General features: G+C 71.0%; 14 protein-coding genes. 8 read left to right on the plus strand and 6 right to left on the minus strand.

The features are described 5' to 3' along the window. The first annotated feature begins 4 nt into the window (after positions 1–4). The 5 genes from fxlM to ACIQOW_RS18835 all read left to right on the plus strand — a co-directional run bounded on the left by fxlM (position 5) and on the right by ACIQOW_RS18835 (position 5,272). Positions 5–2,080 (plus strand): methyltransferase, FxLD system, encoded by a 2,076-nt coding sequence (fxlM, locus tag ACIQOW_RS18815; RefSeq protein ID WP_401086145.1) that lies wholly within the window; start codon positions 5–7, stop codon positions 2,078–2,080. A 4-nt stretch (positions 2,081–2,084) separates the two neighbouring features. Continuing rightward, positions 2,085–3,263, plus strand: coding sequence for a hypothetical protein (locus tag ACIQOW_RS18820; protein ID WP_401086148.1), 1,179 nt, complete (start codon positions 2,085–2,087; stop codon positions 3,261–3,263). Between the two features lie 73 nt (positions 3,264–3,336). Continuing rightward, positions 3,337–3,870: an NUDIX domain-containing protein gene (locus ACIQOW_RS18825; protein WP_401086151.1), complete on the plus strand. Its 534-nt coding sequence runs from the start codon at positions 3,337–3,339 to the stop codon at positions 3,868–3,870. Then, the gene (locus tag ACIQOW_RS18830) at positions 3,867–4,754 is read left to right on the plus strand and encodes an aminoglycoside phosphotransferase family protein (RefSeq protein WP_401086154.1); all 888 of its coding nucleotides are present in this window, start codon (positions 3,867–3,869) and stop codon (positions 4,752–4,754) included. Before ACIQOW_RS18825 ends, ACIQOW_RS18830 begins: the two co-directional genes overlap by 4 nt. Positions 4,755–4,786: 32 nt before the next feature. Beyond that, complete coding sequence (locus ACIQOW_RS18835; RefSeq protein ID WP_401086157.1) at positions 4,787–5,272, plus strand: NUDIX domain-containing protein; 486 nt, start codon at positions 4,787–4,789, stop codon at positions 5,270–5,272. Positions 5,273–5,352: 80 nt separating this feature from the next. Here the strand turns inward: ACIQOW_RS18835 and ACIQOW_RS18840 are convergent, their stop codons facing one another. From ACIQOW_RS18840 to ACIQOW_RS18860, 5 genes are all read right to left on the minus strand, one after another. Next, the gene (locus tag ACIQOW_RS18840) at positions 5,353–6,186 is read right to left on the minus strand and encodes an aminoglycoside phosphotransferase (protein WP_401086160.1); all 834 of its coding nucleotides are present in this window, start codon (positions 6,184–6,186) and stop codon (positions 5,353–5,355) included. Further along, positions 6,167–7,024, minus strand: coding sequence for an aldo/keto reductase (locus ACIQOW_RS18845; protein ID WP_401086162.1), 858 nt, complete (start codon positions 7,022–7,024; stop codon positions 6,167–6,169). The genes ACIQOW_RS18840 and ACIQOW_RS18845 overlap by 20 nt, the downstream gene beginning before the upstream one ends. Further along, on the minus strand, positions 6,934–8,148 hold the full coding sequence (locus ACIQOW_RS18850) for a JmjC domain-containing protein (protein WP_401086165.1): 1,215 nt from the start codon (positions 8,146–8,148) through the stop codon (positions 6,934–6,936). Before ACIQOW_RS18850 ends, ACIQOW_RS18845 begins: the two co-directional genes overlap by 91 nt. 8 nt (positions 8,149–8,156) lie before the next feature. Continuing rightward, entirely contained in the window at positions 8,157–8,303 is a 147-nt protein-coding gene (locus ACIQOW_RS18855; protein ID WP_401001740.1) for a hypothetical protein, read from the minus strand. Between the two features lie 476 nt (positions 8,304–8,779). Next, complete coding sequence (locus tag ACIQOW_RS18860; RefSeq protein ID WP_401086168.1) at positions 8,780–9,646, minus strand: hypothetical protein; 867 nt, start codon at positions 9,644–9,646, stop codon at positions 8,780–8,782. A gap of 450 nt (positions 9,647–10,096) precedes the next feature. Between ACIQOW_RS18860 and ACIQOW_RS18865 the strand changes: the two genes are divergently transcribed. The 3 genes from ACIQOW_RS18865 to xerC all read left to right on the plus strand — a co-directional run bounded on the left by ACIQOW_RS18865 (position 10,097) and on the right by xerC (position 12,391). Further along, positions 10,097–10,750 (plus strand): XRE family transcriptional regulator, encoded by a 654-nt coding sequence (locus tag ACIQOW_RS18865; protein ID WP_401086171.1) that lies wholly within the window; start codon positions 10,097–10,099, stop codon positions 10,748–10,750. A gap of 107 nt (positions 10,751–10,857) precedes the next feature. Next, positions 10,858–11,142, plus strand: coding sequence for a helix-turn-helix transcriptional regulator (locus tag ACIQOW_RS18870; protein WP_401086174.1), 285 nt, complete (start codon positions 10,858–10,860; stop codon positions 11,140–11,142). A gap of 16 nt (positions 11,143–11,158) precedes the next feature. After that, the gene (gene xerC, locus ACIQOW_RS18875; RefSeq protein ID WP_401086177.1) at positions 11,159–12,391 is read left to right on the plus strand and encodes a tyrosine recombinase XerC; all 1,233 of its coding nucleotides are present in this window, start codon (positions 11,159–11,161) and stop codon (positions 12,389–12,391) included. An 88-nt stretch (positions 12,392–12,479) separates the two neighbouring features. On the opposite strand, the gene ACIQOW_RS18880 is transcribed toward xerC, so the two are convergent. Then, positions 12,480–13,544: a hypothetical protein gene (locus tag ACIQOW_RS18880; protein ID WP_401086180.1), complete on the minus strand. Its 1,065-nt coding sequence runs from the start codon at positions 13,542–13,544 to the stop codon at positions 12,480–12,482. Between the last annotated feature and the right edge of the window lie 5 nt (positions 13,545–13,549).

Raw genomic sequence — 13,549 nt, forward strand, 5'->3', positions numbered from 1 at the left:
ACCGATGACCGCCTGGATCCAGCACGACCTCACCTTCGACGACCCCGCCGCCGTCGAGCACACCGCCGCCCACCACCTCGCGCCCGCCCTCGACTTCGCCCACAGGCTCGGCGACCTGGACGCCTGGTGGTTCATGCGCAAGGAAGGGCTGCGGCTGCGCTACCGCGCCGAGAGCCCCGTCCCCGTCATCACCGCGCTCCTGGACAACCTCACCGAGACTGGCCTCCTCACCGGCTGGGCCACGGTGATCTACGAGCCGGAGACCGCGGCGTTCGGCGGCGAGGAGGGCATGGAGATCGCCCATCGCCTCTTCCACACCGACAGCGTGCACCTGCTGGACCGTGCCGCCCGCCCCGACCCGCCCGCCCTTGGGCGGACCGAGACCTTCGTCGTCCTCGTATCCGCCATGCTCCGCGCCGCCGGCCGCGACTGGTACGAGCGGGGCGACATCTGGAGCAGGGTCGCCGACCTGCGGCCCGAGCCGCCCGCCCTCGCACCCGAGCGGGCGGCCACCCTGACCGCCGCGATGCGCCGGCTGATGACCGTCGACACCCGCCACCTCACCCGCCCCGGTGAACCGCTGGCCGGACACGCCGATTGGGTCGACGCCTTCGAGAAGGCCGGGCAAGACCTCTCCCGCCTCGCCCGCGATGGCCGCCTTACCCGCGGACCGCGCGCCGTCCTCGCCCACCTGACGATCTTCCACGCCAACCGCGCGGGCGTACCCGTCGGCCATCAATCCTCCGCCGCCGCAAGGGCGGTGGCCGCCGTCTTCCACTCCGGCGAGGGCCCCGTGCCCTCGCAGCAACCCGTCCTCTCACCCACTAAGGTCGCCCACGTGACTCTCAGCGACAGCACCAACACCCCGACCGCCGACCAGCTGCGCGACGCCCTCACCGAGCGCCTGCTCACCGGCCGGCAGATCACCAGCGGCCCGGTCGAGCACGCCTTCCGCACCGTCCCCCGCGAGCACTTCCTGCCTGGATTCCCCCTCGATGTCGCCTACGCCGACAACCCGACCTACACCAAGACCGACGGCTCGGGCACGCAGATCAGCGCCGCCTCCCAGCCCACCATCGTCGCCATGATGCTGGAGCAGCTCGCCGCCCAGCCCGGCGAGACCGTCTTCGAGGCCGGCGCCGGCACCGGCGTCAACGCCGCCTACATGGGCCACATCGTCGGCCCGAACGGGCACGTGGTCGCCGTGGACGTGGACGAGGACCTCGTCGACGGCGCCCGCAAGCACCTCGCCGACGCCGGGGTCACCAACGTCGACGTCGTCCTGGGCGACGGCGCCCTCGGCCACCCCGAGACCGGCCCGTACGACCGGGTCATCGCCACCGTGAGCACCAGCGAAATGCCCACCCCCTGGCTCCAGCAGGTCAAGCCGGGCGGCCGGATCGTCCTGCCGCTGCGCCTGCGCGGAACCGCCAGCCGGGTCATCGCCTTCGAGCGCGCCGAGGACGGCTGGGCATCGGTCAACGACCGGCTCGCGGTCTTCATGCCGCTGCGCGGCAGCATGGACGACGAGCGGCGCACCGTGGCCCTCACCAGCCAGGGCGACGTCACCCTTCAGGTCCACAAGGACCAGAGCGACGCGGTCGACGCAGCCACACTGCTCGGAGTCCTCGACACCGAGCGCCACGAGCGCTGGACTGGTGTGACCGTCCCGGCCGGCACCACCTACGAGTACCACGACCTCTGGCTGGCTCTCACCCTCCCGCACTCGATCATGCGGATGAGCGTGGCCAAGACCGCCCAGGACCGCGGCGTCACCCCCATGCTCCCCTGGGGTGCCATGGCCACCGTCCAGGACGGCTCCCTCGCCTACCTCACCCTGCGCGCCGCCGAGCCCGGCAGCGACGGCCTCAAGGTGTACGAGACCGGCGTCGTCGGCCACGGCCCCGACGGCGCCGCCCTCGCCGACCTCGTCTCCGAGCAGCTCCGCACCTGGAACACCGGCTTCCGCGACCGCACCCTGCGCTTCGAACTCCCGGACACCGCCGCCACCCCCGATCCGGCCGCCGGCCGCTTCGTCCTCGACCGCCCCAACCACCCCATCACCGTCATCTGGGAGTAGCCGCGTGCACCCGACCGGACCCATAGCCCAGCGCTTCCCGCTGGTCGCCCGGCCCCGGCCCGTGTGCCTGCCCCTCGAAGCCCGTGTCGGCCGGCTCCGGCAGCTGGCCGACACGGCCTCCCAGCAGAGCAACCCGGGCGAGGCATCCACCGTCTTCAACCAAGCCGCCCTCCTCGCCTCCGACCTCGGCCTGCCCGACTACGCGCGCGAACTGTGCCACCGCCACGCCACCCTCTACCTCACCCGCGGCCCGCTCCCCGCGATGAGCGCCATCCGCAGCCTGGAACCCCTGGTCAACCTCGCCCGGCTCCGAATCCGCGCGGACCACCACCAGCAGGGCCACCAGCTCCTCCTCGACCTCTACCGCGCGGTCAGCACCAGCACCGAAACGGCCGTCGACGGCATCCTGGTGCCCGCCCGGCTCACCGAGACCGACGAGCAGCGCGGCGAGGTCCGGGCATGGCTGTGGCGCGTCGTCCTCGCCGACGGCACCCGCGCCCTCACCTCCGCCGGCCGCTGGGACGAGGCCCTGCGCCACATCGAGGAGCACCGCGGCATCGGCCAGCGCATGTTCGACGGCCGCCAGACCGCCGTCCTCGCCGCCGCCACCAACGGCGACCTGCCGGCCGCCCGCACCCTGCTGGAATCCACCGAGCCGGGCAGCAGCTGGGAGGACTCCGTCACCGCCGTCCTCACCGCGCTGTGCCGCCCCGGCGACGACCGGGCCGCCGAGACCGCGATCGAGCACTGCCTCGCCTTCGAGCCCGACGAGGGCCTGGCCGTGTTCACCATCCGCCTGGCGCTGACCGCACTCGACGCGGCCAGCTTGGACACCCCCGGTACCCGAAACCTCCTCGCCCAGCTGACCAGCCGAACGGGTGAAACCGGCGACGGCTACGCGCTACGGGACCTCCTCGGCCACGAGGGCGTCCAGCAGCACCTCGCCCCGGCCCAGCGGGAGCCTCTCGAACGGGCGCTCGCCGCCTGCGCGCTGAGCTCGGGCACCCTGCCCAACGCCCTGAGCGGCGTCCTGGAGGAGGCGTTGGCCCACGCCCAGGGGGTGCTCGAAACGTCCCCGTTCGACCAGGGCTCGCCCGGAGGCACTCCGCTTGAACAGCGAAATCGAACAGCACCATCATCGGTGACCTCCACTCCCACGCATCCTCTCAACTCGACTCCCTGACCGCGCACTTCCCTGACCGGGAGGCGGATGAGCGGCATGGCGTGCTCGAACACCACCGTGTCTGGAGGTCTTCATGGACAACCCCGTCTGGGACGGCGACGAGAGCGACCTGCGGCTCGGCGACACCCACCGGCCGCCCACCACCGGGTCCCACACCTTCGGGAGCGATCCGCTGACCCTGGTCGTCGGCGTCCACCTGGTCCTCGTCGTCGACGGCACCGTGCTCCTCGGGCGGCGCCGCAACACCGCCTACGCGAACGGCATGTGGCACCTTCCGTCCGGCCACATGGCGCCCGGCGAACGGGTCACCGGCTCGATGGCGCGCGAGGCCGAGGAGGAGCTCGGCATCCGCATCGCCGAAGCCGACCTGGAACTCGTCCACACCCTGCACCACCTCGACGCCGACGACGGCCGCAGCCGCCTCCAGCTGTTCTTCCGACCCACCCGCTACGACGGCCTGGTCCGCAACGCCGAGCCGCACAAGTGCCACGCGCTTCGCTGGTGGCCGCTGGACGGGCTCCCGGGCACCACGGTGCCCTACACCGTTCACGCGCTCGCCGAGATCGGCCGCGGCCATTGCCTGTCCACCATGGGGTGGGCAGCGTGAGCGCCGCAGTCGTCCCCGAGGACGTCGACCGGCTGCTGCGCGCGACCGCGGGGCGGTACGAGCTGGTGGGCGTGCGATCGTTCGCCCGTGCGGGCCACCCGGTCGTCTGGGAGGTCGCCGACGAAGGCGGACGCCGCCTGTTCGCCAAGCGCCACAAGAACGCGCTCATGCACCGGCGGGAGACCACCGCCTACCGGATCCTCGCGCCGGCCCTCGGTGCCGGCCGAGCACCGGACCTGCTCGCCGAGGACGCCCGGCCGCTGCTCGTCATCACCACCGCGCTGGCCGGCACCCCGGTCATCAAGGCCGCCCTCACCGCAGCCGAGGAGCAGGAGGTGTACCGACAGGCCGGACAGCTCGCGGCCCTCATCCACCCCCATCCAACGGCCACCGCCCCCGTCGTCGACCGGCTTCCCTGGGCCGAGGAGCGCGAACGGGCGCTCGCCCGCGCCCGCGACGCCCAACTCACCCAGGAGGACGTCGAGGTCCTGGCGCAGGCCACCCGCACCGAACCCCCGAGCACCCCCCTCGCCTACTGTCACGGCGACTTCGGCCCGCGGAACTGGATCGTGCGCCGCGACGGCGCCCGGCTGACGCTCGGGCTGATCGACTTCGAGCGCAGCCAGGCCGAAGAACCGGCGCGCCGGGACCTCATGCGGGTCATGCTCCAGCTCACCCCGCGCCGGGCCGACCTGCGAGCGGCGTTCACCGCCGGCTACGGGCGTGAACTCACCGCGCGGGAGCTGGCGGCGTGCCGGGCGTGGGCCGCGATCGACTGCCCGGCCGCGCTGCGCTGGTCCCTGGATCATCACCGGGACGAGGAGGTCCTCGGCTACGCCCGCACGGTCCTGGACCTGCTGCGCACGCCGGGCACTGCCCTCTAACCCCCTTTCTCCCCCCACTTCTTGGAGCATCCATGCAGTCCCTGCGTCAGGCCGTGTGCGTCATCGTCCACGACCAGAAGGCCGGCACGATCGCCGGCGTGCACTACGCCAACGGCTCCTGGTCCACGGTGCCCGCCTGGACCGTCCCAGGCGGCAAGGCCGAGGAAGGCGAGCGCCTCGACCGGGCCGCCGCCCGCGAGCTGCGCGAGGAGAGCGGGCTGGTCGTGGATCCCGAGGACCTGCGGCTCGTCCACACCATCCAGGTCAAGGCCGGCTGGGACGGCAAGGGCCCGTTCCTGCTCTCCGTGTTCGTCGCGACTTCCTGGCAGGGCGAGTTGACGAACGCCGAGCCGGACAAGCACCTCGCCGTCCTCTGGGTGGACGCCGAGAACCTGCCCACCCCGATGTTCCCCACCTCGCACGCCGCCCTCACCGCCTACCTCGCCGGCGGCGGGCGGGGGTTCTCCACCTACGGCTGGGACGCCTCGGAGGACCTGCGCGCCTACGTCGGGGCATGAGTGGCCGACCGCCACCGCCGCCCGCCCACCGGCGAGAAGGCAGTCTTGCCCGCCTGCTGGCGGGGAGCCGGACGGCTCGCTCAGGTGAGTTCGGCCAGGAGTTGGTCGGCGGTTCGGGCCATGGTGTCGGTGTGCGGCCCCCGGGTGCCGGTTCGGTTGTGGGCGCGGGCGGTGTTGGCGCACAGCAGGAGGCGGGACAGCCGTCCGGACCGGGTCTGCAGGATGTCGGCGAAGTGGTCCAGGACCTTCTCGGCGATGGCGGGTTGCGGGAGGGAGGCTGCCCAGAGGCAGGCTGCGTCGAGGCCGACGGGGGCGTTGCCCCAGTCCTCCCAGTCGAGGACGGCGAGGTCGGGGCCGCACAGGTTGGCCCAGCCGAGGTCTCCGTGGGCGCAGGCCCAGTCGGTGACGGTGGTGTCGACGGTGTCGCCGTAGATCTCGCGGATGCGCGCGGTGAGGTGGGCCTGGGGCATGCACAGGCGGTCGGTGGTGTGAGCGCCGAGCGCGTCGAGGGCGGCGCGCAGGTCGATCCACCACCGCTCGGGCAGGTGCGGGTCACTGCTGAGGTCGGCGCGGTGGGAGATGGACCGGGCCGGGATGTGCGTCATCTCGTCCGCGCGCCAGACCACGCCGTGCCGGGTGTCGGTCCAGGAAGCTGCGGCGAACCATTCGGGCCGGGGAACGCCGGTGAGGGCGGCGGCGGCTTCGAAGCCGGTCCAGCGTTGGCCGTTCAGCCGGTCTGGCCGTCGCCAGGCCAGCCGGACCCAGGTGCCCGCTGCGGTGGGGAACCCGGCGGAGCCGTTGTGGGCCGAGTAGTGGCCGGCCTTCCGCTGGACAGTGCAGCCCAGGCGGCTCTCCGTGGTGTCCAGGACCTCCTTCAGGTCGACGGTCGACAGGTCATCCAGGTTCTGCTGCACGGGCGTTGTCCCCTCCTGCCTCGCGGTGTCCTCGCACCGTAGCGGCTTCGCGCAGCAGTGTCCGGTAGCGGGCGAGGGTGTCGGCGTCGGTCTCGATGTCGCGGGTGGCGGTGGCGAATTCGGCGAGGTGCGCGGGGTCGCAGGTGCCTGCGGCGATCCGGGCGACGGTGGGTGTGCCGTAGGCGATGGCCAGTGCCGCCTGCAGGGCTGGCGCCGTGCGCCGCCCGGCGAGGAAGGGCCTGGTGTCGAGCTGCTGCCAGAGGGGGTCGGCGGGGTTGCCACCGAAGGGCGCCATGCCCCAGCGGCGTCTGGGACCCAGTTGTTCGGCGAGCCGGTCTCCGGCGTCCAGGACGTGGGCGGGGACAGTGAGTCCGGCGCGGGTCATCAGGACGTCCGGCCGGGGTACGCCGTCGAGGTGGGCGAGGAGCGGGGCGGGGTTCCAGGTGGAGACACCCCAGTGGCGTATGCGGCCCTCCTCGCGCAGGCGGGCGAGTTCCTCGGCGGCGCGGGCGAATCCTGCGGGGTCGTGCTCGGGGTTGTGCAGGAGCAGGGTGTCCGGAGGGCGGCCCAGGTCGCGGTCGGCCCGGTCGGCGGCGGTGCGCAGGCGTGCGGGGTCGAGGTCGTGGCCGTCGGGGAAGTATCCGATCTTGGTGGTCAGGTCGAAGCGGTGAAGCAGGGGGCCGGCCTCGTCGGCGAGCACCCGGTGGGCCTGGTGGTGCTGGTAGTTGGCGGCGGTGTCGAGGGCGGTTACGCCGAGGTCGAGGGCTGCGGCGAGTAGGTGACGGCGGGGACCAGCCCGGTATAGCCCGAGGGCGAGTCGCCGTTCAGCGGGGCGCACAGGCCCTCCTTCACGAGGTGATCGGCGAGCGCGGCCAGGTCGGGTCCGCCGTGGGCGAGGTGGACCGGATGTCCGGACAGCAGGGCTCGCAGGGGCCGGGCGGCACGGGGCCGGAAGGTGAGGCGCTTGCCGCCGGCGACGACCAGGACGCCGTCGGCAGTGTCGGTGATCTCGGGTGCGAACTCGGTGACGGCGGCGACGGCTTCCAGCGGGCCGAGGGCGGGGATGTGCGGAAGGTAGCGGGCCGGCGGGGTGTTCGCGCGGGTCGCCGCGAGGTAGGTGGTGGGGTCGTGGTCGCGGGCGAGTTCGGCCAGGCGGGCGACGAGCAGGTCGTTCGCGGGCACGCCGTCGGCGGTTTCAAGGTCGGTGCGCATGAGCTGGTCGGCGCGTGCGGTGTCGGCGAGGGCGGCGATCCAGCTGACCGGGGTGCGGCGGGTCAGGCCGAAGGTGACGTGGAGGGTGTGCCCGTCGTCGCCGGAGCCGACGCGGGTGGCGGTGTGCCAGTAGCCGCGGGGGATGTGAATCACGTCCCCGGGGTTCATCACCCCGGCCCACAGGACGTCCTCGGCGGGGGTGAGGTTGCGTTCGGCGTCGCGGTACATCGGCACCGCCCTCGACGGGCCGCGGACCTCCCACGCCTTCTGGCCGGAGACCTGGACGCAGACGACATCATGATCGTCCCAGTGGAGGCCGAAGCCGGCGGTGTCGCCCACACCCAGGTAGGCGTTGACCGAGACCAGTTCGCCCGACCACCACCCCAGCGCCCGGCAGGCCACCTCCAGGGTGGGGTCGAAGGTGTCGACGCTGTCGAGGACCAGCGAGCCACCGGCGGACAGGATCCTGCCGAGGGAAGCCATGTCGGCCTGCTTGACCGCCTGGCGGCGCCGGTTGACCACCTCGGTGAGGTACTCCGAGGGGTGAAGTTCCTCGCCTGCGGCGTAGCAGCGCAGCTGCGGGTTGGCCAGGTGCCTTCGCATCACCTGGTCCAGGAGGCGGTGCGGCGTCATCAGCCGGGCGGCGAGGTCCGGCTCGGGGAGCTGCCCGCGGGCGAACGCGCGCCCGATGGCGCCCGGCCCGTCCCAGCCCAACGCCTTCTCGATGCCTGCGACGAGCCGGTGCTCCATACGGTCTCCTAGCCTCGGGGAAGGTTCAGGTCACGGTTCTCGCCGTCGTCGCCAGCACTGTTGCCGGAGCTGGTGACGTCAGAGCGCTCCGCCTCGTACCGGTCGTGCGCTCCGGAGAGCTGCTCGACCGCCAGCAGCAGGTCATCCTCGTCCATGGGGTCACCTCCCTTCCCTGCCCAGCGGGAGACCGACCTCAGCCGCGCGAACGGTCCGACGCCCAACGAGCAGTCTTCGAACGTAGGCGAAAGACAGGACGACCGCAGCACCGGATTCGGCCACACCCCACGCTTCGCAAACCGCCGACCGACCTGCGGGTCGGCACCGGGCACAGCACGCAGCCGCTGGTAGCTCCCGACAGCGACGTTGGCGGGTTGTGGGCGGCCCGGCCTCAGGAACCTCGCGCGGGCCAGTGCAACCGGAGCCTCGACGCGGGCCGGCCAGGAGGCGGGCGTCCGTGGACATGTCCCGCCTGCGCGACGTCGACACAGGGCCGGCCGCTGCCGCCCCGCAGCCAGCTTTACACGGCAGTCCAAGGCGCCGGCGGCAACGGGGTACCCGCTATCCCGCACAGCGCAGACGCTCAGGAGGGTCAGCGTCGCCGGCGGCCCGACGGGTCGGCGCCCTCCAGGTTCTACGCCCTCCGGCCGCGGGCGGCGCGTCCAGCCACGGGGACCTCTCGCCCGTTCATTGCCGCCTGCAGGGCGGGCAGCAGGTCGGATCGGGTCAGACCGAGGTCCTGGAAGCCGGTGCCGAGCCCGATGTGCGGCCAGTCCGGCTCGTCGCCTGTGTCCGCCACCGATGCAGGGTTGCTGAGGTCGGCCTCGACGTACGGGGCCAGCTCCGGCCACCCCCTCAACGTGACCACGTTGCGCAGGAACAGGACGCAAGTGGCGGTGTCGAACATGTGGGCGTGCTCCCGGTCCAGGATCAGTCCGTTCAGGCCGCGCTCGCGTTCTGTCAGGAACAGTCCGAGAACGGCCGGGACGCGCCCGACCAGCAAGTCGCCTTCGTCTGTCGGCAGTCGTGCGCACGGGAGTTCCGCGTGGATGAGGGTGCGTAGCTCGTGGCCGAGCTTCAGTCGGTCTTCGTGGAAGATCGCGACGATGTCGCCGGGATTAGCCAGCACGATGCCCTGGAGCATGTGCGACCACGCGCGGCCGGTTCGGTCCAGTGCGTCCTCAAGCCTTTGTGCGCGCTCGGACTGGCGGTCGCCGACGTGCTCCAGTTCCCGGCGGAGCAGGCAAGCGGTTGCCGCCGTGGGTTCGTAGCCGGAGGCGACGTCTTCGAGCCAGGCGGGGAGCAGGTGCTGGTTGGCGAAGTAGCGGGTGTCGAGGCTGATGGTGATCGCTGCGGCCGTGCACTCCTCGTCGATCACGTCGAGGAAGGCCGCGTACCGTTCCTGGTGTTGGCGCGGTGTCCTGCCGTTCAGCACCCACCTGGCCGCGAGCATCGCTGGCAGGCGGTCCTCCGACGATGCGACCTGCTCGTGGTCTGACATGCGGTTCCTTTCTTCGTCCCGCCCGCGCGGTGGCGACGTACGCCCCGGAGCAGGCAGCACCGCGGGCGTTGGCGTGATCATTCCGCCGCTGCCACGATGCCCGGCGGCTCGGTGTCTTACGCCGCGCTTCGGCAGGTTCGCGGGCGCAGGAAGTGGAGGAGGTCCGCGGTGATCACGCGGTAGCTACCGCCCACCTCCACGACAGTCACCGGGTAGCGACCCTCGCGGGCCATGCGGTACCCCACCGTCCTGCCGAGTGAGAGCAGCTCGTTGGCCACCGACAGCGGGATCGCCGGCGGGAGGGCAGCGAGAGCTTCCGGCGACCACTTTCCCGGCCGGGCAGTCCGAACTGCGTTCACGGCACGTTCCCTCCCAAGCGATGTTCTCTGTGCGAGAAACATCTATCACATCTGCCATGAACGCAGAAGATGGCTCATGTATTCTGCCCTTGTGACAGATTCCAAGGACCAGTGGCCGGCGGCGCTGACGGCGCGGATCGCCCAGATGGTCAAGACGCGGCGGGGCCAACTCGGCATGACGACGGCTGACCTGTCGTCAGCATGCGACGCAAGGGGTGTGCCCATCGCCGCGAACACCATCACCAAGATCGAGAAGGGGCAGCGGGACTCGCTCAAGCTCGAGGAGGCAATCGTTCTCGCACACGCCCTCGATCTGCCGCTCGTGGCGCTGCTCGTTCCGCTGGCTGACCAGGCCGACATCGACCTTCTGCCCAACGTGACCACCCCCGTCTGGGAGGCAGCAGCGTGGATCACCGGCGAGGACCATCTGGGCGAAGCATCACCGCCCGGCTCGGCCCGTGCCGTGCTCGCCGTCTTCCGCGAACACGACGTCGACGTCCGCACCGCGCTGATCTCCACCCGCGAAGCCCACAACCGCCGCCTTCAGGCCCGTCAGGCCCTCGGCTCAGCCCGCTACGAGCAGTTGGCCCGCCAGGCAGACGAACTCGACCGCATGGCCCACGAGGACTGCACGCGGCTTAAGGCCGTTCGAGACCAGATGCGGGCCGACGGTCTTCACCCGGCACCCCTGCCCTCCGCGCTCGACTTCGTCGACTCAGCGAGACCTGCATCGGCCGACAAGTAGCCATTGCATCTCTTCAGCCAGCCCCGAGGATCACCCGACATGCCCGGACCTTTCGCACCACCTTCGGCCCTCGCCCCTCGCCCGGCCCTTATCCCAGGACGTGCGGCGTGAGCGGCCTGCAGCCTGTCGGTGGAAACAGCGTGGAACACAGGGACGAGGCCCCTTCCCCTTCCGCCGTCGATCTGCTCCACAGCGGCTGGTACACCGCCGAGGAGCTCGCGCCGCTCCTGAAGGTCGATCCGTCGACCCTTCGCCGCTGGCGCAACGCCAAGCCCCCTCAAGGCCCGCCGTTCGTGCGCCTCGCCAACCGAACCGTCGTCTACTCCATCCCCGACACGCAGGCATGGCTCCTGTCCCACCGAATAGTCCCCGCAGAATCGGAGGCCGCGTAGCTTGGCTGACACCCCCGTGATCGTCCCGATCGCGATCGACCTGACCGACGACATCGAGTTCCGAGCGGACCGCCGTCCCGACTTCCGATACCGCGCGCGCGTTCGCTGGTGGGATCCCAACGGTAGCGGGCGAAAGTCCTTGTCCAACTCCGTTGCCTCCGAAGACGAAGCGAAGGACTGGATCGACCGTCTGCGCAAGGCGGCCAACCGCGGAATAGTCCCGTCGCTCTCGAATGTGACGTTGGCGGACTACGGGGACGAGAACTGGGACCTAGCCATGCGCGGCCTGGAGCCGAAGACCCTCGACCCATACCGCGCCGGCTGGAAGCTGCGTGTCGTACCCACCATGGGTCACGTCCCGGTGGTGTCGATGACCAACGGGATCACCGACCGGGCCCTGAACGCCTGGATCTCCGACGAGGTCGGCAAGTCCTCCGTCAAGAACACCCTTGCCCCCCTTGTCCGGATCATGGAGCAGGCCCGCCGCGATGGCCTTATCGACCTCAACCCCTGCCGGCTGACCGGCTGGCAGTCCCTGTACAAGCAGTACGAGGACGAGCTGGACAACCCACGCGCCCTCGCCCTGCCCGACTGGGACACCCTCGACGCCCTTGCCGAGGCGCTCGTCGCCCGCTCCCACGGCAACTACCGGCTCTGGGGCGACGTCGTCCGCTTCGCCGCCTGCACCGGTGCGCGCATCGGTGAGGTCTCCGGGGTCCGGGTCCGGGACATCAACCGCTTCGACTGGACCTGGGAACTACTGCGACAGACCACACCGGGCCCCGGAGGGCTAACCGACAAGGGCACCAAGGGCAAGCGCAAGCGCACCGTCCCAATCATCGAAGAGATCCGCGACATGGTGACCTGGCGCCTCACCGTCGTCGGACACGACCCGATGGCACGGCTGTTCACCGGCCCTCGCGGTGGCCGTATCAGCACCGCCGTGCTCCGTGACGCCACTCACTGGGACGAGGTCGTCACTGGGATCGGGTACCCCTGGCTTCGCCGCCACGGCCTGCGGCACACCGGCCTCACCTGGCTCGCCGACGCTGGAGTACGCCTGCACGTCCTCCAGCGAATCGCCGGACACGGACAGATCACGACGACCCAGCGGTACCTCCACCCGTCGCACGCTGACTTCATCGAGGCCGGCAACAAGCTCAGCGCCCATCTCAGCGCAGACCGCGGAGCCGCTCCGGCAGATCACGAGCCGACCGCTCCCGCCCGGCGCCTCTACGTCGTCCGCTGACCACCCGTGTTGGCGGGCACCCATCCGCTGGGCGCCCGCCAACAGGGCTGCTTCACGTACAAGATCCCGGCAGCCGCCGAGCCGGTCGTCAAGACGCATAGCCCATTGACAGCTGTCCGCGCAGCTGACCGAATAGCGGTCTAGCCGGGTCCAACCGCCTTCGCAGTTCCGGCAAAGGGAGCGCTTCCTGGCGGAGAACGAAGCCGGCGTCGAGGAGATCACCTGCTCTGGAGGCGATGGGCGTGGGCAGCCAGGGCAGGACGGCCCTGAGCGCGCTCCGGTCGACCGGCGAGAGCTGCCTGGGGGGCATTTCTAGGAGTGCTCGATATAAGGCACAGGCCGGCACCACCGGGGGCAAGCCCACCATTCCCGCTTTGGTGTTGGCCTGCTGACCGCACTGCAGGCCATCGATGTCGAGGTCGCCGTACAGCATGATGTCGGTCACCGGGTGCTCGCGTTCTTCGAACGACTCGGTGGCGGTAGGAAGTGACGCGACCAGCTGGTCGCCGGATCCGTGTGCGAGCCAGCCGGTTTGGGATCGGTCGGGCCATGCACGGAGGAGCTGCCGGAGGCTTGTGAAGGTGGCGCTGTTCTCCACGATGAGCATCCACGGGGCGGGTCCGAGTTCGAACATGCTCAGCGGGGCGGGCGCGGGTCGGGCTCGGAGGTGTTCGGTGATGCTGAGCAGTCCCGCTCGCACCAGGTGGTTCCTATCGATCTTCGCCAGGCGCTTCTCGTCGTGGTAGAGCTGATAGGCACGTTCGCAGAGCGGGATGATTTCGGCGTTCGGGTCGTCACGGATCTGGTTGTTGATCGGCACGAGGAGGTCCGTGTCGGCTTTGCTGAGCCGGATGTTGTTCGCGAACGCGAGGGCGGGCACCCATGCTCTCGGTCCCGGGCCGGCTCGCTTCGCTCGGGACGTGTTGACACGCTGCACCCATCGGGGAAGGCGCGGTTCGGCGCTGTAGTCCCACCCCGAGGGTGTCACGGGTAGGGATACGAGTCGTCGTTGGACGAGTTCGTCGGCAGCGGCAGCCAGGATCTGGCGCCGGCGCGGCGATGTGGGGAGGCTGGAGTCCCCTTGATCGGCGGCGCCCGCCAGCGCGTCGAAGTCGACGCGCTGGCGGGTCTGCTGTTCGAGGAGTGCGGCCATGCGAT

The sequence above is a fragment of the Kitasatospora sp. NPDC091335 genome (genome assembly GCF_044757205.1).
Lineage (GTDB): Bacteria > Actinomycetota > Actinomycetes > Streptomycetales > Streptomycetaceae > Kitasatospora.

Bases quoted from the DNA above. Each gene is read 5' to 3' on its own strand.
- fxlM (WP_401086145.1), top strand. From the start codon at position 5: ATGACCGCCTGGATCCAGCACGACCTCACCTTCGACGACCCCGCCGCC.
- ACIQOW_RS18825 (WP_401086151.1), top strand. From the start codon at position 3,337: ATGGACAACCCCGTCTGGGACGGCGACGAGAGCGACCTGCGGCTCGGC.
- ACIQOW_RS18835 (WP_401086157.1), top strand. From the start codon at position 4,787: ATGCAGTCCCTGCGTCAGGCCGTGTGCGTCATCGTCCACGACCAGAAG.
- ACIQOW_RS18850 (WP_401086165.1), bottom strand. From the start codon at position 8,148: ATGGAGCACCGGCTCGTCGCAGGCATCGAGAAGGCGTTGGGCTGGGAC.
- ACIQOW_RS18855 (WP_401001740.1), bottom strand. From the start codon at position 8,303: ATGGACGAGGATGACCTGCTGCTGGCGGTCGAGCAGCTCTCCGGAGCG.
- ACIQOW_RS18860 (WP_401086168.1), bottom strand. From the start codon at position 9,646: ATGTCAGACCACGAGCAGGTCGCATCGTCGGAGGACCGCCTGCCAGCG.
- ACIQOW_RS18880 (WP_401086180.1), bottom strand. From the start codon at position 13,544: ATGGCCGCACTCCTCGAACAGCAGACCCGCCAGCGCGTCGACTTCGAC.